Here is a 19728-nt window from a genome sequence, read left to right as displayed (position 1 = left end):
AGTCCAACCTTGTGTTTCTGCTTACCGATACATTTGACCTTCGTACACGACAAACCCAAACGGGTGATGAGTCTCGTCGATGACCGCTTCGCCCGGATTGCCGATACTCGGATACACATCGTTTTGTGAGATGTAACGACCCTGTAACTCAATCGTCTGCCCCGCGGCCAGATTTGGGATGGGTCCTGGGAGCCCCAGCTCATCCCCGTAGCGAATGGCGACAAACGCCTTGTCGGCCACCTCCCACTGCGTTCCGTTCCAGACCTTCAACACGCGAATGTTATCGATTAACAAATGGTGATGAGAGGCGCCATCATGGTGGACATCCGCCTCCACCCGCTGAATCACCGCCTTCACACGGACGATGAACTCCCAGGTGCGCCGCGGCGATGGGTAGTGGCGATGGCTGCGCACCGGCTGCGGTTCTGGACGCGGGGTCGGTGCAGGATTGGGCTCTGGTTGTGGTTTAGGAGCTGGTGACGGCTGTGGCTGCGGGGCCGGTGTCGGCTGCGGATCGGGAGTGGGCGTCGGGGACGGTTGCGTGGCAGCTGGCAGTGTGGACAGGTACGAAATCAATTGACTGGCATCAAACGATCCGAACCCTGTACACGCATCCCAGCCTGGACCGGCCTTGTACCCGGTCACCCCGTTGAAGGTGTTATTCCCGACCGTGATGTCCCGGTACCCCAGACCAGCCGCCCCCGAATACAGGACCTTGGCGAGACCGGATAGAGGCGGCAAGCCTTGTTGCTCGCGAGCTTGGTTGGCCAGAGCCACCAGCGCCGCAAACACGGGACAGGAGACGGACGTACCGCCCACTACAGCCGCTTGCCCCTGAAAGATGATTTGGTATCCCGTGACCGGATCGGCATTGCAGGCGATATCCGGCAAACCTCGACCGTTTCCGGAGATCCCGGACTGATAATCGGGCTTGGCAAAGACGCTGCTGAACCCACCGCCGGTCGCCCCACCGTTCTCCGGGCTGTTGTACGTCCAGGCTGTTTCCTGGCCGTCCGGCTGGAGGGACGTACCACCGACCGCAATTGCCGCGGGTACACTGGCCGGCGCGTCCGCGTGGCGGGTTTTCGGACCGCTGGTATCGTGCAGCCCGTACGCTCCCTGATCGCCAGAAGCAATACAGACCGTAATCCCCTTCGCATCCAGCTGGGCCACTAAATCGGCCCACTGCCGGAGATCGTCCGCGTTGAAGGAGACCTCTCCGTCCCCGTACGAGATGGACAGTACCGACGGCTGGTATTGGGTATCCTTGAGGATGTACTCCAGGGTCCGTGTCACCGCCTGGGCAAACTCGTCATACGTGCTGCCCGCGTTCGCCTCGTACACAACAATGCGCGCCCCAGGCGCCAGCGCACCAGCCCACTGAAGGTCCAATGTGGCCTCCTCATCATCCGAGCTGGTGCCCCCGTCATTGGGCGTCCCATCCACCGAGACGAACGTCACCTGCGGCGCGGTGATCCCGTGCATCTGCCAAAATTGTTGGGCATCACGCAGGTTGTATCCGTTGGAAAACTCCAGAATGCCAATTGTCTGACCCTGGCCCGTCAAGTTGTCCGGAAAGTTGTAGAGTCGCTTGATGTCTGCTGGGAAATAGCCTTGTCCATTGTTCGGAACGACCGTACCTGTGGCGTACACGACTCTCCGAATCTCCACGCTCTTCCGAACCTCCTTTGTGTGTTGCCCCCTTTTTCACCAGTTTACGCGCCGAGACGCGCGCGCAAAAGGAATCCTCTTCCATATCAAAAAGAATTGTAGAGTGGTCGGACAGCGTAGTTGTTGCGTTATGAAAAGTCCCTTGTACCACCCTGTACTTTGGTTCTTTCCCATTTAACACGGAAATCAAATTGTCTGGGCGTTGTCCAGGATTTCGTGGAAATTTAAAAGTGACGGTGGCTCCGATCGCTTCGGAGCCTCGCTCATTTTCCGCGCCGTTACACGGTTTTTCTGGAGCCACCTGTCAGATTCGAACCGACGACCGCTTTGCACATGTCCGATATTGGCCATCTATTGGCGGTCATGAGCCCAACCGCTTTACTTGCGGGTCGGATGCGGTCAGCGCGAACGCGAGCACTTTGACCCATCTGGATTCGGGGCTTGGCAGCCGGCGTGCGGCCGCAGACCCGCAGTGATAAAGCCAATAGTGGCCTCGACTTCCCGCGCATCGTCCCAGGCCGCCTCCGGGAACAGCAAGTGCAGCGCGATGACGTGCCCCAGTATCGCGGAGGCTGTCAGTCGTATCACAGTGACCGGCGGCAGCGGCGCAATTTCCCCGCGTGCCTGGAAATACTCGATGACGCACCGGATTCGCTCCGCGACCCGCGTGCTCACAATTGCCTTCAGACGGGCCTGCAGTTCCGGGTGAAACGGAATCTCCTGCAGCAGGATGCGCAACACCGGCGCGTACTTGGCGGCAAACGCGAGACGGTTGCTCAACACCGCTCGAAGAAAGTCCTCATACCGCTCGTACGAGGCGGACAGCAGGGGGTCCAGATCCCGCAACAGAAAGGGTGCGACGAACTCGTCCATGACCGGGCCGACGATGGACAACAGCAAATCCTTCTTGGTGCGGTAGTGACGAAAAATGGTCCCTTCGGCCACCCCGGCCCGTTCCGCTATCTCGCTCGTGGACGCCGCTGTGAATCCCTTCTCGGCAAATACCTCGACCGCTGCACGCAGAACCTTCAATTGCCGTTCCGTCACCCGGTCGTTGTCCTGCAGCCGCACCAGCTCTTCGAGCCACTGTTCAATGGACTCAGACATTCGCTCCACCCCCACCGTGATCGACTCCGTCCGGCTCTGATAAGATGTCTAAATAAATCTCGTGTTCCGTCGACGCACAACGTGTTCCAGGCCGGGTCCGTGAAGCGGGTCACCAACCCGTCGCCGGATTCCAGGTGTGCCTCCTCGGGCTGGCGGACGAGGCGCGCACGCCTCTCTGCCACACCAGCGGAAGCTCGTGTTCTGGGCAATGCGTGGGGCGGCAGATCCGAACGTTGACGATGGGTGTGCAGGATCTCGTCCTCACTTGTCATGACGCACGGCGGTGTGCCCTGGGCATCGTGCTCGTAAGCGGTCTTGCACTACGCCGCGAGAGCGCGCATCCGCGGCCCTCACCGTCTAGGAGACGCGCCAAGTCATCCGCCAAGTCATCCAACGAAAACCAGAAGACAGTCGCGGCGTCCACCATCACGCCCGGCCCGACGAGCACTTCCCCCTTCTCCAACAGCGCGCCCCGATACACACCAAAGTGACGGATCATGATGTATTTAAGATGTTCACACAGTCCAGCAACAATGTGATACCAGTGCAGCAGACGACGTAGAAGCCGCCACCGCGGACGGCGTCTGGCGCCAGCGCAAACACGCCACATCAGCAAACACGCCACATCAGCAAACATGCCACATCAAATTTCCCCGTATACCGCTCTCCCGTACCGCGACATAAAGGTTTGGAGCACCTCGCGAAACACCTCCGCTTCCGGCAGCTTTGCAAGCTCATCGCAAAAAAGCCGTCATCCCTCGCCGACTCCAGGAAAGCGAGCAGGCGGGGATGGGGCCGGGCGAGGCAACAGAAGGTCTCGTTTTTCCGTGCACCAAACGGTGGATGCGAGCCGTCACGCTTACGCCGTGTAGCAAGCACCATCCTCCGAGTACAGTTGGGGCCGGCTTCATCAAATTGAGACGGCTATGGCTCCAGCACGCTCTGCAAACCGGCATGTGGCCAATGACAATCGGAATAAACCAAGATGTGTACTCCGGAGTTGTTTAGAAAACGTCTGCCTCGGTGATATGTCCCTTTCCTGTTTTATGTTTCAAAGCAGTGGCAAAAATGATGAACATACTTACGAGCCCAATCCAAAAAAGGACAGAAACGATATCCCAAGACAGACCTTTCCCAAAGTAGAAGATTTGTCGAAGACCTTCTACCATAAACCGCATTGGCAGCCACGAGTAGATCCAGTCTCTGTAGAATGGTGACATCATCTCAGGTGCCAGCGGCAATAATGGTGCACCAAAGAAGAGCAAGAGGACAAATATAATAATACCCGCAAACCCAATCAAAAAGAGGACAGCTGAAATCATCAAGTAGAAGGCCAAGGATGTAATGGTCAAGAATAACGCTGTATCTGTGAAATCAGGAATATTCAATCCAACCACTCCATCTGCCAACCAGGTGAGTCCGAACCCAATGACCAGCGATGCCATCGCGCCCACTGAAATATATCCGAGTTTTGCCACAAGGTCTTGTTTCCGCGTGCGAAACGATATTTTCCTCACAGCCCTAAAGCTGATGACAGCTGATGACAGCACTGGCCAACGTGGAAATCCATAATGGCTGGAACAAGGAAACAGGAGCGTTTCCATTCGCACTGTTTTTTCCAATCGGGTGTACATTGGTCACTTGTTTCGTAATGGGTGTCGCCAAATGCGAGGCTTGTTTCACGGTCACGGTAGCACCTCGTGATGCAAACCACTGCAATAGCTGGGTGTGGATATTGCCGTTCATGCGGTCAACTACACCATTTAAGATTTGTCCCGCAATGGTGGATGCCGCCGCATTCATGCCCTGATTGATATAGATTTGTACTTCAGGCGAAGCAGGATTTGCCGTCCGCAAAGACAGTAGCTTGGCACTGAAATCTTGCGGAATAACGAGTGCTCCATAATACTTCTGATCATCCAAGTCCTTTCGGACTTCTTCGATACTTTTTACTTCCACCCACTTCACCGCAGGGGTTTTGCCTTGTGTAGTCTCTGACGATTTCTTCATCATCTCAACCATTGTTTGGCCCATGTTCATTTTGGGCTGCTGAGGAATCTCTACGCCTCGATCCAAATTCACAATCGCGATAGGTAAATTTTTCGGTTGAGGCTGGACGGACGGAAATAATGCCAGCGAAAAAATGAATACAACGACAAAAGCAATGACCGGCGTCAGAAACAAGAGTCGGTTTCTTAACATTTTACTGAAACCCCCATGGTCAAGTCATATGTATGCGTTCGTCCCTCACCACGGTCTTGAGTGAGTGCTCACTCTCATCATAAACAGTGTAATGCATCTCTGTCAATCGAACGCGATCACTCGGTTAAAATCTAACCGAAAGGGATTGAGATCACTCATCTCGAAATCTAACCGAAGGGATCGTCTTGTGTTCCACCAGGTCGATTTCCAATGCGCCAGGGCGATCCTCGTCCCAATGGTAGGTATCCACCGGGACTTCGCTCCGGAGCTTCCTAACTCCAGTTCACCAAGCAGCGCGGCCTGCAGTTTACCCGCAGCCGCCCCTACAAAAAGAACGACAATGTCCATGTGGAGCAGAAAAACCGTGCCCTCGTACGTGAGATTGTGGGCTACGCTCGTTACGATACACCCCAACTTGTAGACTGGCTCAATACGGTCTACGGATGGCTTGATGTCTACGCCAACGCTTGTCTGCCCATACGCAAAATCATCCGGAAACGGCGAGAAGGAAGCAAGGTTCGCAAATGGTTTGACGAGGCCCGTACGCCACTCCAGCGCTTCTTAGAACGGGACATACTGTCTACGGACGTCCAACACGCCTGGGCGGCTTGGGCATGCCAGCTGAATCCTCTGCAAATCCATCATCAGCTGGAAACGCTCCTGCGTCTTGGACCCGATGGAGCCATTACAGCTACGCCACCTGAACCCTTCCCGCAACTGCCTAGGAAAGAGGGTCAGATAGTATGATTTTTAACTGAGTGATCCGATACTGGTTCGGTTAGATTTTTTCGTGAGTTGACACGCGGGGGAAGTGAGATTTCGAGTCCTTCCCCCGGTTTTTTTCTCCTGCACCTTCTGGTTTCGTGATACCATCATGGATATCAGGTCTCTCGATCCATGTCGAATGGGACAGGAGGTCTCTACATATGCGCCGTATTCAGCAGGTTGCACTGATTGGCCTTGGCGCCATCGGCGCTGCCTATGCCGCGAAACTGCATAGGATGGATCCAGAGTGTCTGTGCATCATCGCAGACGAAGCGCGAATTCAGCGGTACAGGCGGGAAGGGGTATTCGTCAACGGCGAGCGTTTCGACTTCCACTATGTGACGCCGGATGAACCGGTTCCGCCGGCCGACCTTGTGCTTGTGGCCGTGAAGTACGACGGCCTGGCGGACGCAATACAAAGCCTCAAGCATCATGTGGGCCCAGACACCATCATCCTTTCGCTCATGAACGGGATTTCCAGCGAGGAAATGCTGGGCTCTGTGTTTGGGATGGACAAGGTGTTGTACGGAATGTGCGTAGAGATTGATGCGCTGCGACAGGGCACGGCGGTGACCTACAGCACGTTTGGGCGTGTCTGCTTCGGCGAGGCGAACAACCAAGTTGTATCGCCTCAGGTCCAGGCCGTGTGCGACTTATTCGATCGGGCCCAGATCCCGTATGAAGTCCCGGAAGACATGCGCCGAACGATGTGGTGGAAATTCATGATTAACGTCGGCATCAATCAGACCTCTGCCGTGCTCCGCGCGCCCTATGGCGTATTTCAAACGCAGCGTGAGGCACGCCAGGTGATGGAAGCCGCGATGCGCGAAGTGATCACGCTATCGGAAGCGGTGGGAGTTCACCTGACTGAACAGGACATCGAGCGATTCCATCCGGTGCTTATGGCGTTGTCGCCGGAGGGCAAGACCTCAATGCTGCAAGACGTTGAGGCCGGACGCAAAACGGAAGTCGACTACCTGGCCGGGACCGTTTGTCAACTCGGGCGCAGGTACGGCATACCGACGCCCGTCAACGAGGTGCTGCTGCGCATGATTCATACCTTGGAAAGCATGCCGACCTGACCCAATCCGCCCGACCGTCCGACCAGCCAGCGGCACGGGCCTCTCTTTGGGCCTTGGCCTATCCTAAAATAGCCACAGGCGAGCAAGTTCATCTTTCTGATGGTGCCACCTCGACGGCATTGGGGTCTGGTCCGCTCCTCTACCGTGTGTCTAGCTTCTGGTCGGCCTCCGGCCCGGTCTTCGGCTGGACCTCGCGCCGATTGCGATTACGACGTGCGGACAGCAGGACCGCCGTGCCGAGACCAAACAACACCGCCCACTCGGGCATCATCGGCATCCGGAACCTGTCCCAAGCTGGAAACACCGACATCAACCCAGTGTTGTAGACGATATACGCAATGGGAATCAGTATGCGGTCAGAAGCTATGAGATGCCTCCAGCGCAGCAGGCTGCAGGCGCCAAACAGGGCCACCAACATCCACACGCGGTAAAACCAAGTGCTCACTCGGGCCGCCAACGGATACAAAGGGCCGCTCCATCCCGGCATCCCGACGGCATGAAAAAAGTAGTAGACGCTTTGGTCATAGCGGTACAAGTCGCCCATCTTTTTTAGACCATTGACGACCATCCGCCACGGGTGGTGCAGCGCATATTGAATGAACACCTCCTTGCCAATCTTGTCGCGCAGGTACTCGTTGCTGCCACCGCGAAGAATCGGATTGACGGACGGATCGTTCGACCAATAGTAGCTGCCGTTGCTGTGTAGACCCTGCCACAAGTTCTGCCCGCCATTGAGCGAGACAAGGATGAAGTGGTGCATCACCAGGGCGTTACGGATGGTTACCGGGGCGATACCGGCGTACATGCAGACGGTGAAGATGAATACACGGCGGCCGGCCTCCAGCCACCGACCGCGGCAGCGGACGGATTCAACAACGAATAACACTACCGGGAACAAGACGGTGATTTCCCGGACGTCGCAGGCCAGTCCCATCATGAGTCCGGCCAACCCGGTAAGCCAGCGGGAGGTTTCCGCATACCGTACATACAGGAACAAGGACAGGACAATCAGAAACATGCATAGTTCCTCGGTGCCCAGCACGCTGTTCCAGGCAATCTGGGTGGGCAGTATGGTGTAACCCAGCGCCCCCGCTACGGCAGCAGTTTGCCCTCCGCCCACCGCCAGCACGAGCAGATAAATCAGTACAACTGTAGCAGTAGAGAGAAAGGCTTGCAGAATCAACCCAACCCATACGTGGGGCCCGGTCAGGTGAAAGACCAGCGACAAGAAGAATGGGTAGCCGATGGGCCAAAACGCGGACACATGCCCGTGATTGATAAATCCCTGGCCCCGATACAGCTCCACCGCATGCCGATAGTAGTAGAGAAAGTCGGACGTTTGCGGTGGATGCATATAGATGAGCCAAGCCCCTCGGAGCACGAGGTTAATACCTATTAACCAGAGTATCATCTGCCGCGAGACATCAAGTCTTCTCCTAGAGCCACATACATCCTCCAAAGCGGTTGCATTCCTTAAAACCGAGGCAAAAGCCACCACGTCCCGTCCTTTCGTAATCTCCGTCGTATGAACACCGCTCTATGAATCTCGCTCCATGATTTCGTCGCGTTCCATTTTATGTAATCCATATACCATGAACCATCGTCCGGTTCAAGCCGTGCCATTTCCCTACCGGCAGGTGCCTCTGGGTATCCAAGCCGCCTCCGATTACTCGTGGGTTTTCGCGGATTTCTTTCACTTTGCGGCGCGTGAACGGTATAATCTTTGTTGGTTGATTCGTCAAACAATGCTGACCAGACAGGAGGATCAAACATGGAATATCGCCGCCTCGGGAAGAGTGGGGTTAAAGTCTCGGAGATTGCGCTTGGCAGCTGGCTCACGTATGGAACCGTCACGGAACAGGAAAAAGCCATCGCCTGTGTCAAAGAGGCGTACGAGCAAGGCATCAACCATTTTGACTGCGCGAACATGTACGGGGCCACCCCACACGCTGCCGAAGAAGTATTGGCCCAGGCGCTTAGGCCCTACCGCCGCGACAGCTACGTCCTGACCACCAAGGCGTTCTGGCCAGTCGGCGAGGGTGTCAACGACCGAGGGCTCAGCCGCAAACACATCTTCTCGCAGGTTGAGCAGAGCCTGAGGGCACTGAACACCGACTACGTCGACATCTTTTATTGCCACCGGTTTGACCCAGAGACAGACCTCGAAGAAACGCTGCGGGCGCTGGACGATTTAGTGCGGCAAGGCAAAGTCCTGTACATCGGATTTAGCGAGTGGCCTGTTGAACGGATTGCCGAAGCGATTCAGTTGCAAAAGGAGCTGAATCTGCACAAGTTTGTCGTTAGCCAGCCAGAGTACAGCATGTTCAACCGGAAAATTGAAACGGCCGTGATCCCGGTTTGCGACACCGCGGGCATCGGACAGGTTGTCTGGTCACCGCTCGCCCAGGGCGTGCTGACCGGCAAGTATCGGAAAGGATCGGCTCTGCCCAGTGACTCGCGCGCGACCACTGAAAAGGTCAACCGCTCCATCCAGAAGTACCTGACCGACGCCTATCTGGACAAGGTTGAAAAACTGATTGAGGTTGCCAATGAAGCCGGCTACTCCTTGGCCCAATTGGCCCTCGCTTGGGTGCTGCGACTCCCAAGCGTCAGCTCGGCCCTGATTGGTGCTTCCCGACCGGAGCAAGTGGCCGAAAACGTGAAGGCGTCCGGATTGAAGTTGGACGAAGCCACCCTGGAGAAGATTGACGCCATTCTGGAAGAATAACGCGTCTCTCTGTACTTCGGTGTACTTCGGCGCGGACAGCCGTATGGCCCGTACGGAGTCACAGCCCGTACGGGTACACGTTGGACCGGCTGACGCGCCGTATCGACTGACAGGCCGGTACATAGCCTGCACCAGTCCTAGATACAGCCCCATACGCGTCGGCGATAAGTCTCACTTGCTTCGCCCGAACCTCCAAGGAAGGCAGACCAACCATTACCGGCTGTAGGTCTATGTCGAGCATCCCCACCAACTGGCCGTAAATCGATAACCCCAAACGTCGCGTCGCTGATTACCAGCAGGGGTATCAAGAGGCTTGCCGGGCATTGGCCCGCACTCGAGCACAAAGCGATGATTCCACAGTGGCCTGCTTTGACCAACTCGGACTTCTAGCGCAGCTTACCCAACACTATTTGACCCTTTTTGGACATCCTCTCTTAGACCGTCGGCCCAATCCGGTACAGGGCAAAGTCGTCGAGCCCCAGCTCCTCGGCTGCCGCGAGCCTGCCTTCGACAATCTCCCGCACCCGCACCAGGGCTTGCTCCACATCGCCTGTATCCACAATCCGTCCGTCAAAGTCATCCTGAAACGTCGCATATACCGTTTCCGCAACCGCAAATCGAATCAGCGGCACGAGCGGATTGCCAAACGCGTGCGGCTGGTTCGCAAAGTGAACGATAAAGTGGGCGCCGGCCGCCGTCAGACCGGTCGCCGTCTCCAATAGGTTCGATCCGCCCGTCATCACGCTGACTTTCGCTGTGGCCTGCTCCCCATGCGCAATGCGCGTCGGCGCATCGCCGAGCTCGCTCATCACCGGCCCACCTTCAGGCACGACCACCCGTACTCCCAAGGCCAGCATGCGCTGCAAAAACTCGCTCACCGCCGGTGGCGACGAGGACCCCGACGGATCGTCGAACAAGAGACCCACCGTAAGTTGATCCCAGCTCCCATCCGACCGGGTCAACGAGTCCATGGCCGCCTCGTGCCCTCGCACCCACGCCTCCACCTTGGCCTGGGCCGCCAGGGTCCCGCCGCTGCCTTGAATCATTACCAGCTCCACCGGACGGCGTGTGCGGGAGCGGACCATCTCGAACAGATCCCCGGTGCGAATCCCTTCGCACCCGAGCCCGACAAACAAACTGGCAAACACGTTCGGACTAACCGCCAAGTTGGCAAAGACACGCTGCGTTTGCACCAGGTCTTTGCCAATCTGTGCGCACCCGTGCTGGTGTTCAATATACTTGCAACTGGGATTGCGGCGGGCCACATCCATCGCCACTTGGTTCGCGCAGACCACCGCCGGCAAGAGAAACAAATGATTGCGCACCGCAACACTGCCGTCGTCCCGTTGAAACACTCTTACCGACTGCATGACTTCGCCTCCATACTACCGTCTCCCTGCCGTTGCAAATCCCCACGGCCGCGCAAACTCTCCAGGTTATGTACGTGCACGTGTTCCCCCGCCGCTATCGCCTGTGTCGCGCGGCCAATCACCTGGCCGTACTTATGCACCTTCGCGCCCTGAGCGATGTCATGCAGCGCAAATTTGTGTCCAAACGGAATGTCCTGCACGAGGGTGACCTCTACCCCCAGCTCCGTATCCACCATCGTCTCCCCGGCGGACAACGGAGCCACCGCCGTGGCCACGTCATCCTTGGGATTTTGGATTATCCACCGTTTTGCCTCCATCCGACTCTCCCTTTCTTTTACCTTGGCGGGCGACCTCTTAAAGGCTCTGTCCCACCCGATAGATCCCAAACTCCCGGTGGCCCAGCTTCTCCGCCTGCGTCTCGCGCCCGTTCAACACCTCAAGCATCAACGCGAACAAGCGTCTGCCCGTTTCCGCCACAGTCGCCTCCCCGTCGATGATGACCCCGGCGTTGAAGTCGATGTTGTCCCGCATGTTGTGGTAGGTGAACGAGTTGGTCGCCACCTTGATGCAAGGCGCAATGGGCGATCCGGTCGGGGTCCCGCGTCCGGTGGTGAAGATGACCACCTGCGCCCCGCCCGCCACCATGCCGGTCATCTGCTCAATGTCGTGTCCAGGCGTGTCCATGATGACCAGCCCTCGCTCCGTCGGTCGTTCGGCATACTCGACCACCTGCCGAACTGGGGTCGATCCGCCTTTATAAATGCAGCCGAGGCTCTTCTCCTCGATGGTGGTGATACCGCCATCCATGTTGCCAGGCGACGGCTGCGCCCCACGGATGTCGACCCCCATCTTCATCGCGTTCTCCTCTAAGCGCTGGACGATGTGCAAAATCTGCCGGCCAATCTCTGGGGTCGCCGCTCTTTCGGCCAACAGGTGCTCCGCGCCGATGAGCTCCGTGGTCTCCGCCAAAATGGACGTCCCGCCCTGCTCGACGAGCAAATCGCTGACCACACCGAGGGCTGGGTTACCGGAAATGCCAGAACAAGCGTCAGATCCCCCGCATTCGGTACCTAAGATGATGGAGGCAAGGGGGACTTCGACGCGTTGAACCCCCGCACGCGCTTCTACCTGTGTGCTCACCCACTGGATTCCCTCGCGCAGGGCGCGCCGCACGCCCCCCATCTCGGTGAGCACGAGTAATTCGGCCGGCTTTCCGGCCGCCCGGGCCGCCGCCTTGAGTTTGTGTAGGTCGTACGGCTCGTGTCCCCAAGCGAGAATCAGAACGGCGTAGACGTTGGGATGGGTGGCAAACCCTTCGTACACACGCAAGGTCTGGGCGAGGTCCGCTCCCGCTTGGTTCACCCCGTGCTGATTGCGAAACGTCACCGCCTCCGGCACCGTCCGCGTGATTTGTTCCGCAATCGCATTTACTTCATAGGACACCGGCAGGACCAACACGTGATTGCGCACCCCGACGCGTCCGTCGGGGCGCAGGTAGCCAAGAATCTGCAATAGATGTCACCCTTCCGCTTCAGTACACGAGATTTCCCCGCCGATTCAGACCGATTTTCCACCGGTCACTCCGCCGTCCACCACCAGCCCGCTGCCAAGCACGTACTTCGACTCGTCCGATGCGAGATACAGTGCCGCGTACGCCACGTCCTCCGGCGTTCCCAACTCTCCACCCAGCTGTCGGCGCTTTAATCCTTCAATGGCTACGGCCGGATCGTCATAGGAGCGCTTGAGATAGTCTTCAACAAACGGGGTATAGATGGTGCCCGGTAGCAAGGCGTTTACGCGAATCCCGTAAGGGGCGTAGTCGACCTGCATCGACTTCGTCATCGCCAACATGGCCCCTTTCGTGGCCGCATAGGCGGCCCGCTGCGCGAGACCAATCTCGGCAATGCACGACGACATATTGATGATTGATCCAGACTTCTGCCGCATCATTACCGGCACGACGGCCTTTGCGACGAGATACGGTCCGGTTACGTTGACCGCCAGCACCCTATCCCACAGCTCCCGCGAGACATTGTGCAGCTCCCCTACGGCGCTGATGCCGGCGTTGTTGAACAGTACGTCAATCCGCCCGTGGCGAGTGAGCACGCTGTCCACCCAGCTCTGCACCGAATCCTCATCGGTTACGTCTACCTGGGTAAACTCGGCACGCCCACCCTGCGCGACAATCGCCGCTGCAGTCTCGCGCCCACTTTGCTCGTCCACATCCCCAATCTCGACGATGGCCCCTTCTTCGGCAAACTTCCGCGCCGACGCGGCACCGATTCCCTTGCCCGCCCCAGTAATCAGGCAAACCTTATTCAGCAATCGATCACCTGGCATTTCAGTCACCCTTTCTCATCGGTATGTAAGTTGCGGCACGAGCCCCGCCGCTGCGGCTCATACTTCCACCATCGCCTTGATGACCCCCGTCTCGGGCCGGGTCCAGGCATCAAATCGGTCCACGACTTCATTCAGTCCGGCCCGGTGGGTGATAAAGGTTGACACCTCAACCTGGCCGCCAGCGATAGCCTCCATAACCCGCCGAAAGTCCTCCCGCGTCGAATTGCGGGACGCAAGAAGCATCGCCTCGCGTTTGTGAAACTCCGGATCGGGTAAGGGAACGTTGTCTTGAACCAGCCCCACATAGACCAGCCGGCCGCCGTGGGCAAGGTAACTCAGCGCCGACGCCATGGATTGCACGTTGCCCGTCGCATCGAACACGACGGCGGGGTTGTCTCCCCCTGTCCACTCAAGCAGCTGGGTCCTCGCCGCCCGCCCCGGCTGGACAATCTGGTCTACCCCTGCCCAGCGTTGACTGAATGCCAAACGGGCCTCGTTCGTGTCCATCCCAATGACCGTTGCGCCCGCCAATTTGGCAAACCTCATCACGCCGAGCCCAATGGGGCCTGCCCCCACGACCAACACGTGCTCACCCGGACGCACCTTCGCCCGCCACACCGCATGCGCGCCGATGGCCAGGCACTCCACGACAGCCAGTTCATCCAGGCTGAGCGATCCGCCCTTGACCAGGTACTGCACCGGCATCGTGATATACTCCTGCATCCCGCCGTCCACGTGCACGCCAAACGTCTGCAGCTCTGTACAGCAGTTCGGCTTCCCCGTACGGCAGGCCACACACTTCCCACAAGACAGGTACGGGAGGATGGTGACCGCCTCCCCAGGCCGCCACTCCCCGTCTCCATGGACCGATACCACTTCGCCAGCCAACTCGTGGCCAAACACCCGCGGGTAGCTCACAAACGGCTGGCGCCCACGGTACGCGTGAATATCCGTCCCGCACACCCCCACCCGGCGGATGCGCACCAGGGCCTCGCCCGGATTCGGTTCCGGTACGGCGGCCGCTTCGATTTGCAATACGCCCGGTTCGCGACAGACAACACGCTTCATAACGGGTCACATCCTTTGACGGATTTATAGCAATCATCCGGACACTACGATAAGATTCGCATAAGGACAGGTGTCTCCGGTTCGGACGGCACCCTTGCCTTCCGCGCAAAGGCTTTTCAGTTCCAGGTGAGTTACGGTATCCATCCGCAGCCCAGGAAACATGTGACGAAGCAGCTGCACCCGCTCCGGGCTGAAAGTCTGCATCTCCTCCGTGATAATGATGCGGTCAATGACAAACTCCTGGTGAATCGCTTTCAGGACATCCGGCACAGTCGGAATGTCGTCGACAAGACTAAGGTCAACCCGCGGTTGTTGACTTGGTATCGGGAACCCCCTGTCGGCGATGGTCAGATAGTCGGTGTGTCCCATGTGCGCGAGTAGAGATAATAGATTCGGGTTTAAGATTCCGCCGCGTTTCACCGCACCTCCCCCTTTACCATCCGATCCCGCTGTTCCAGGGTGATCTGGTCCCGCAGTGATGGACGAGGGCGTTTGAGGTATAACTTCACGCCATCCTGGGTCGTTCTCACACTAATTAGCTCCCACCCATCGCGTCCGAGTTCTGGCAGGCGACTTTCGTCCGTTATAATGAAATATTCCCACGTTGTCATCGCACCGTCTCCAATCGATAAAATGCACCCGCATTCTCACCGAATACCCAATCTACCTGTTCAGGTGATAAGACAGACGTGAGCAAGCTCAACGTTGTCTCGTAAACCTTTTCATAGCTGGCGACCGTCGTACAGACTGGCCAGTCACTGCCAAACAGGAGACGCTTGGCGCCAAAAGCCTTCACAACGCACTCCACATAGGGTTTCAGGTCGGCTGGCGTCCAGGAATCTGGATCTGCCTCTGTGACCATACCGGACACTTTACAGTATACATTCGGATAATTTGCGATTTCTGACATCTGTGAGCACCATGGTTCATAGATCTGGTCTTTGATGTGCGGCTTCGCTAAGTGATCCACCACCGCGCGCAAGTGGGGCACCTGCCGCAAGAGTTCCAGAATGTATGGTAGGTGTCTAGGAAAAATCAAAAGGTCGAGCGGGAACCCTTCATCTGCAAGCACGCAGATGTTCCTCACAACGGTTTCTTGTAAAATCCAGTCATCCTCCGGTAAGTCTTGCAGCATCGGCCGAATCCCGACGAACATTCGATTCCGACGTAGTCGTTGAAAGTCCTGGAGGAATCTTTCGGAACCCAGGTCCAACCAGCCGACCACGCCCACGATAAACGGAGTCAACTCGGCAAGTTGCAGCAAAAACTCGGTTTCCGCCACGGTTGGCGCCGCCTGCACGACGACCGTCCCGTCGATTCCACACCTCTTCAAGAGAGGCAATAAGTCGTCGGGCAAAAAGTCGCGATAGAGTGTTTTCATGCTCGGCTTAAGCCACCCATAGTCACCCCGATCAAGACGCCAAAAGTGTTGATGCGCATCAATCCTCATTGCCATTCCGCCTTTGGCCCCACACCATAGCCGATAGTAGCTCCACCTTCGACCGGGATCGACTGTCCGGTAATGAACGACGCTTCTTCACTGGCCAGGAACACCGCTACACTGGCGATTTCCTCCGGTCGTGCCGTGCGGCCGAGCATATGCGACAAGTCCTGACCACGCCGGAACTCTTCCGGATTGTCCTGCTCTGCAAACCACTTTTCCAAGAGCGGGGTCAACACCCCCGCCGGACAGATGGAGTTAACGCGGATCCCCTCCGGCGCCAGATCAATGGCAAGGCTTCGCGTCAGTGCCGCAACGGCGCCTTTCGTCGCACTGTAGGCTGGATTCCGCTTTTGTCCGGCCAATCCAGTCATGGAACCCATGTTGATGATACTTCCCTTTGTCGCGCGAATATAAGGAAGTGCGTACTTAATGAATAAGAAGTATCCTTTCACATTGACGGCAAATAGGTGATCCCACTCATCTTCCTCGATTTCCTCAATAAACTTCGGCAGTACAATTCCCGCATTATTGAACAAGATATCGATCCGCCCAAACGCAGCGAGGGTCTCATCAATCACCCGCTTTACATCCTTTGCCCGGGAAACATCGCACACGACCGAGTGTGCGACTCCGCCACTCTCCTTTATTTTTGCTACCGTTTCTTTAGCCGCATCGGCCCGGAGGTCGACGACCATGACCTTGGCTCCTTCTTTCGCAAACTGGACGGCGGCTGCCTGCCCAATTCCGCTGCCAGCCCCGGTGATGACGGCAACCTTGTTCGCCAGTCGCCTCATGAGTACACCCCCATGTGTTAACGATATCATCTTTACGATATACTAGACAACTGAAAACTGATAAGATATTGACGCTAGCGTCTGAATTAGGGGGAATATCGGTGCCCAACATCCAAGATGTCGCAAAGCGTGCCAAGGTATCGCCGATGACGGTCTCGCGGGTCATCAACGGATCTGGATATGTCCGCGAAGAAACGCGTCAACGTGTTCTTAAAGCGATGAAAGAACTTCATTACGTCCCGAACCGGCTCGCACGCAGTCTGGTCGTGCAAGAGACAAAAACTGTCGCCCTCATCGTACCCGACATCACTAATCCGTTCTTCACCCTGGTTGCACGCGGGACAGAGGACACCGCACGCGAGCTTGGCTACCACGTTATCCTCTGCAACAGCGATGAAGATCCTGTAAAGGAACGCGAATACGTCGAAATGTGCATTTCCATGCGCGTCGACGGCATCATCATCGCCCCGTCCGGCGACGCCTCCAAAACCAACCTGCAAACCATCGAAGAGTTCCAAATCCCTTTTGTGTGTGTCGACCGAGAGGTTCCAGGAATCGCTGCCGACGTGATTTGCGGAGACAGCTATTATGGAAGCTATCAACTCGTCCGACACCTGATTGAATTAGGGCACAAATACATTGCCATTGTAACGAATCTACGGACTTCTACCGGCCGCGATCGTCTCAAAGGGTATCAGGATGCGTTGCGTGACTATGGATTGACATTTTCGAAAGAATACCTGACCGAATGTACATACAAGAGTGTGTCGCAACAGTATCTGGTTGACACCTGGTGGGATTTGTCACATCCACCTACGGCCGTGTTTGCCGTGTCCAACTTTATGGCCATGGAAATCTACAAAGGACTGGCTCGACGCGGAGTGCGTGTTCCGGACGACTTTGCGATGGTCTGCTTCGACGACATCATTTCCTTTCCGGAAGAGTTCTTTACCACAGCCAAGCAGCCCTCGTACAACATCGGATCTTTGGCCATGCAGTCTTTGATGGATAGGCTCAAAGGACACGCCATCGACCCTCGCAAAATGGTCCTCAAGCCGGAAATCGCCATAAGGCGTTCATCCGGGCGTCCCCGGTGAACGCCTGGGCCAACTGTCCCGTCTTCATTTATCAATACTCTTACATACGTTTTCCTTCAATTTTCTTTCAATACTGTAGACATATCATTTGATGACCCTCGACACGAGGCACGGTAAAAAGCACACGGCCATTCTCTTGGCGAAACGGTAGGTTGACTCCTTCGGGAACACAAGTGACACTTTGGACAGTTCCACGGTCACGAATTGAGACGGCCACATCATACAGCGGGATTACATCGTTGATAACATCAATATCTTTAGACCGGCGTTCTGGAATGTAATGCAACAGGTGTAGGATGTCTCGATTCTTGTCGGTTTGTTGATTTAAGGTAATCATCATGGTACTCGGACCATTATGGCGAACCAGGGGCTCGGGTAAGACGAGATTTAAGGCATCAAGGAACACCTGTTTCACCCACCTGGGCGCATTTTTATCGTACTGTCTAAAGATAGGATGCGCAAAGTAAATGACGCGCCCCGACCGCAACACGCCCGGATACCCAATTCTTCCACTCGACGGGGTATGAAGATGTGAACAAAAGTGCTGCCAGGTACGGTTAAAATAAGGAACCGCAACCTCCGCCAAAACTTCGGCACGTACAGGTTTCACCTCCAAGCCGCGTAAATACATGACGTGTTCAGTCTTCGGAAGGTTTTTCCCAATGATTTCGCTCGGAATTAGAAAGTCGGGACTGTAGGGAGCAGGACCTACAAGTTCCAAACCAAATTCAGGCATGAAGTGGGATTTTTCCGGATTAAGTCCAGATTCGTAAGAGGCGATGATGGACCCACCGTTGGACAAGAACTCCCTGAGTTTACGTGCAAATGATTCATTCACCGTGATCCGATCTGGCAGAACCAATACTTTATAGTTGGACAGGTCTGAATGACTGTCTAGTATGTCGAACTGATGACCACTCTCTTGAAGTATGCGAGTTACCCCGATTATATCCGGTGGCATATACTGTGAGCTTGCACCGATAAACTCCTCGGGCGTGAAAACGCCAATATCCGTGAGAGCTACAGCATCCTCACACCACGGTTCCTTTTTCTCCACCTCGGAGTAAACCGCTCCAATCAATTCGTACACAGGATTTGATAATCTTCCATTGGGCTCGAGTTGATCCCCGACAAGACACTTGGAATTCAACGCCAACATGCTGTAACACTCAAACTCCAGAGCTTCCTTATTCTTAAACGAGTGAAAGTCTCCCCACGCAGTATGGAATTTTCCTGTATGAGTTACACAGTCCAGTCCAAGCGTTCGCGCATACCTCATGACAATGGGGAAATGAAGATATCCCCAGTGGCCACTTGGGAGTGATTCCAGTTCAAAATGAGTGTATGCCTCCGCTGTCTTGCGCTCCGCCGGTCCTACATGACCCTGGTTGTAGAAAATGTCGCACTCCGAGTTCAAACTGCGTACGAACGCGGTCATATCCCGCTTAAAATCGTCTATCATCTGCTGAGCATATCGCAGTCGATCCGCCTTTTTATCCGGATCCAACCCAGCCTTGAGCATCCCTTCTCGACAGTATTTACACGCACACTCTTCAACCTTTACAATGTCAAAGAATATCCCATCCACATCAAACATCTGTAGAACTTCTTCCGTTTGGGCCTTCAGAAAATCCCGATATGGTGTATTCACGCATAGGTGTCGGTAAAACCCAGCCTCAAATGGAGGTGTTCCTTGAATACGCCCTTCGCCATCTATCGCCAACCACTCAGGGTGTTCGGTTGCTGTGTAATGATCCCACTGCACGGTGATATATACCGGAACTCGAATCCCGTATTTATGACCAATTTCGATTTGTTCACCAAGGAGATTTCGGTTCTGCAAATGAGGATGTACGCGTTCCGGAAAACGTTTGGAATCGTAATACAACATGCCATGATGGCATCGGGCAAAACATGTTATCGAATTGACATGTGCTCTTCTCAGTGTCTCGGCAAAGGCTTCCGGATCGAAATCTTTCGCAACACCGGGTATATCCGGACTGGTATGAAAGTCTAAGTGGATTTGCCGGAATGGTAAACGAGTTTTTGCATTCATCATT

The 19728-nt window shown here is 55.9% G+C and carries 17 protein-coding genes and 1 pseudogene; 4 read left to right on the top strand and 14 right to left on the bottom strand.

Going from position 1 to position 19728, the window contains the following annotated elements; all coding sequences use genetic code 11:
- Positions 1-21: 21 nt before the first annotated feature.
- The 4 genes and pseudogenes from H522_RS22280 to H522_RS17735 all read right to left on the bottom strand — a co-directional run bounded on the left by H522_RS22280 (position 22) and on the right by H522_RS17735 (position 4980).
- Positions 22-1671 carry a S53 family peptidase gene (locus tag H522_RS22280; RefSeq protein WP_051343918.1) on the bottom strand — a complete coding sequence of 550 codons (1650 nt, stop codon included), beginning with the start codon at positions 1669-1671 and terminating at the stop codon, positions 22-24.
- Positions 1672-2070: 399 nt separating this feature from the next.
- The gene (locus tag H522_RS17740) at positions 2071-2778 is read right to left on the bottom strand and encodes a TetR/AcrR family transcriptional regulator (RefSeq protein WP_051343917.1); all 708 of its coding nucleotides are present in this window, start codon (positions 2776-2778) and stop codon (positions 2071-2073) included.
- Between the two features lie 268 nt (positions 2779-3046).
- Complete coding sequence (locus H522_RS0105115) at positions 3047-3415, bottom strand: hypothetical protein (protein WP_026961482.1); 369 nt, start codon at positions 3413-3415, stop codon at positions 3047-3049.
- A gap of 367 nt (positions 3416-3782) precedes the next feature.
- Positions 3783-4980, bottom strand: a pseudogene (locus H522_RS17735) (YhgE/Pip domain-containing protein).
- A gap of 348 nt (positions 4981-5328) precedes the next feature.
- Here H522_RS17735 and H522_RS17730 point away from each other — a divergent pair.
- Together H522_RS17730 and H522_RS0105095 are read left to right on the top strand one after the other, a co-directional pair.
- Positions 5329-5727: a hypothetical protein gene (locus tag H522_RS17730; protein WP_026961480.1), complete on the top strand. Its 399-nt coding sequence runs from the start codon at positions 5329-5331 to the stop codon at positions 5725-5727.
- A gap of 179 nt (positions 5728-5906) precedes the next feature.
- Positions 5907-6827 (top strand): ketopantoate reductase family protein, encoded by a 921-nt coding sequence (locus H522_RS0105095; protein ID WP_026961479.1) that lies wholly within the window; start codon positions 5907-5909, stop codon positions 6825-6827.
- 139 nt (positions 6828-6966) lie between these two features.
- On the opposite strand, the gene H522_RS17725 is transcribed toward H522_RS0105095, so the two are convergent.
- Entirely contained in the window at positions 6967-8181 is a 1215-nt protein-coding gene (locus H522_RS17725; protein WP_162143481.1) for an ArnT family glycosyltransferase, read from the bottom strand.
- 417 nt (positions 8182-8598) lie between these two features.
- On the opposite strand from H522_RS17725, the gene H522_RS0105085 reads away from it, so the two are divergent.
- Positions 8599-9555: an aldo/keto reductase family protein gene (locus H522_RS0105085; RefSeq protein ID WP_026961478.1), complete on the top strand. Its 957-nt coding sequence runs from the start codon at positions 8599-8601 to the stop codon at positions 9553-9555.
- A gap of 434 nt (positions 9556-9989) precedes the next feature.
- On the opposite strand, the gene H522_RS0105080 is transcribed toward H522_RS0105085, so the two are convergent.
- The 8 genes from H522_RS0105080 to H522_RS0105040 all read right to left on the bottom strand — a co-directional run bounded on the left by H522_RS0105080 (position 9990) and on the right by H522_RS0105040 (position 16571).
- Positions 9990-10925, bottom strand: a complete 936-nt coding sequence (locus tag H522_RS0105080; protein WP_026961477.1) for a UxaA family hydrolase — start codon at positions 10923-10925, stop codon at positions 9990-9992.
- Positions 10913-11242 (bottom strand): UxaA family hydrolase, encoded by a 330-nt coding sequence (locus tag H522_RS0105075; RefSeq protein WP_035452677.1) that lies wholly within the window; start codon positions 11240-11242, stop codon positions 10913-10915. Before H522_RS0105075 ends, H522_RS0105080 begins: the two co-directional genes overlap by 13 nt.
- A gap of 37 nt (positions 11243-11279) precedes the next feature.
- A complete protein-coding gene (locus H522_RS0105070) occupies positions 11280-12437 on the bottom strand; it encodes a UxaA family hydrolase (protein WP_026961475.1) in 1158 nt (385 codons plus the stop codon).
- 45 nt (positions 12438-12482) lie between these two features.
- Positions 12483-13265 carry an SDR family NAD(P)-dependent oxidoreductase gene (locus tag H522_RS0105065; protein ID WP_035452674.1) on the bottom strand — a complete coding sequence of 261 codons (783 nt, stop codon included), beginning with the start codon at positions 13263-13265 and terminating at the stop codon, positions 12483-12485.
- Between the two features lie 57 nt (positions 13266-13322).
- A complete protein-coding gene (locus H522_RS0105060; RefSeq protein ID WP_026961473.1) occupies positions 13323-14333 on the bottom strand; it encodes a zinc-binding alcohol dehydrogenase family protein in 1011 nt (336 codons plus the stop codon).
- A 33-nt stretch (positions 14334-14366) separates the two neighbouring features.
- Entirely contained in the window at positions 14367-14753 is a 387-nt protein-coding gene (gene rbsD, locus H522_RS0105055; protein ID WP_026961472.1) for a D-ribose pyranase, read from the bottom strand.
- A 187-nt stretch (positions 14754-14940) separates the two neighbouring features.
- Positions 14941-15783 carry an amidohydrolase family protein gene (locus H522_RS0105045; protein WP_026961470.1) on the bottom strand — a complete coding sequence of 281 codons (843 nt, stop codon included), beginning with the start codon at positions 15781-15783 and terminating at the stop codon, positions 14941-14943.
- Entirely contained in the window at positions 15780-16571 is a 792-nt protein-coding gene (locus H522_RS0105040) for an SDR family NAD(P)-dependent oxidoreductase (protein WP_026961469.1), read from the bottom strand. The genes H522_RS0105045 and H522_RS0105040 overlap by 4 nt, the downstream gene beginning before the upstream one ends.
- Positions 16572-16672: 101 nt before the next feature.
- Between H522_RS0105040 and H522_RS0105035 the strand changes: the two genes are divergently transcribed.
- Positions 16673-17668 carry a LacI family DNA-binding transcriptional regulator gene (locus tag H522_RS0105035; protein ID WP_035452670.1) on the top strand — a complete coding sequence of 332 codons (996 nt, stop codon included), beginning with the start codon at positions 16673-16675 and terminating at the stop codon, positions 17666-17668.
- Positions 17669-17735: 67 nt separating this feature from the next.
- Here the strand turns inward: H522_RS0105035 and H522_RS0105030 are convergent, their stop codons facing one another.
- Complete coding sequence (locus H522_RS0105030; protein WP_026961467.1) at positions 17736-19727, bottom strand: alpha-amylase family protein; 1992 nt, start codon at positions 19725-19727, stop codon at positions 17736-17738.
- Position 19728 lies beyond the last annotated feature (1 nt).

Source organism: Alicyclobacillus herbarius DSM 13609 (assembly GCF_000430585.1).
Lineage (GTDB): Bacteria > Bacillota > Bacilli > Alicyclobacillales > Alicyclobacillaceae > Alicyclobacillus_G > Alicyclobacillus_G herbarius.
The sequence above is the reverse complement of the archived record's forward strand: the minus strand, read 5'-3'. Positions and strand labels throughout refer to the sequence as shown.

Coding starts and splice junctions, on each gene's coding strand:
- H522_RS17740 (WP_051343917.1), bottom strand. CDS start 2,778: ATGTCTGAGTCCATTGAACAGTGGCTCGAAGAGCTGGTGCGGCTGCAG.
- H522_RS0105115 (WP_026961482.1), bottom strand. CDS start 3,415: ATGTTTGCTGATGTGGCGTGTTTGCTGATGTGGCGTGTTTGCGCTGGC.
- H522_RS0105095 (WP_026961479.1), top strand. CDS start 5,907: ATGCGCCGTATTCAGCAGGTTGCACTGATTGGCCTTGGCGCCATCGGC.
- H522_RS17725 (WP_162143481.1), bottom strand. CDS start 8,181: ATGCATCCACCGCAAACGTCCGACTTTCTCTACTACTATCGGCATGCG.
- H522_RS0105085 (WP_026961478.1), top strand. CDS start 8,599: ATGGAATATCGCCGCCTCGGGAAGAGTGGGGTTAAAGTCTCGGAGATT.
- H522_RS0105080 (WP_026961477.1), bottom strand. CDS start 10,925: ATGCAGTCGGTAAGAGTGTTTCAACGGGACGACGGCAGTGTTGCGGTG.
- H522_RS0105075 (WP_035452677.1), bottom strand. CDS start 11,242: ATGGAGGCAAAACGGTGGATAATCCAAAATCCCAAGGATGACGTGGCC.
- H522_RS0105065 (WP_035452674.1), bottom strand. CDS start 13,265: ATGCCAGGTGATCGATTGCTGAATAAGGTTTGCCTGATTACTGGGGCG.
- H522_RS0105060 (WP_026961473.1), bottom strand. CDS start 14,333: ATGAAGCGTGTTGTCTGTCGCGAACCGGGCGTATTGCAAATCGAAGCG.
- H522_RS0105045 (WP_026961470.1), bottom strand. CDS start 15,783: ATGAGGATTGATGCGCATCAACACTTTTGGCGTCTTGATCGGGGTGAC.
- H522_RS0105040 (WP_026961469.1), bottom strand. CDS start 16,571: ATGAGGCGACTGGCGAACAAGGTTGCCGTCATCACCGGGGCTGGCAGC.
- H522_RS0105030 (WP_026961467.1), bottom strand. CDS start 19,727: ATGATGAATGCAAAAACTCGTTTACCATTCCGGCAAATCCACTTAGAC.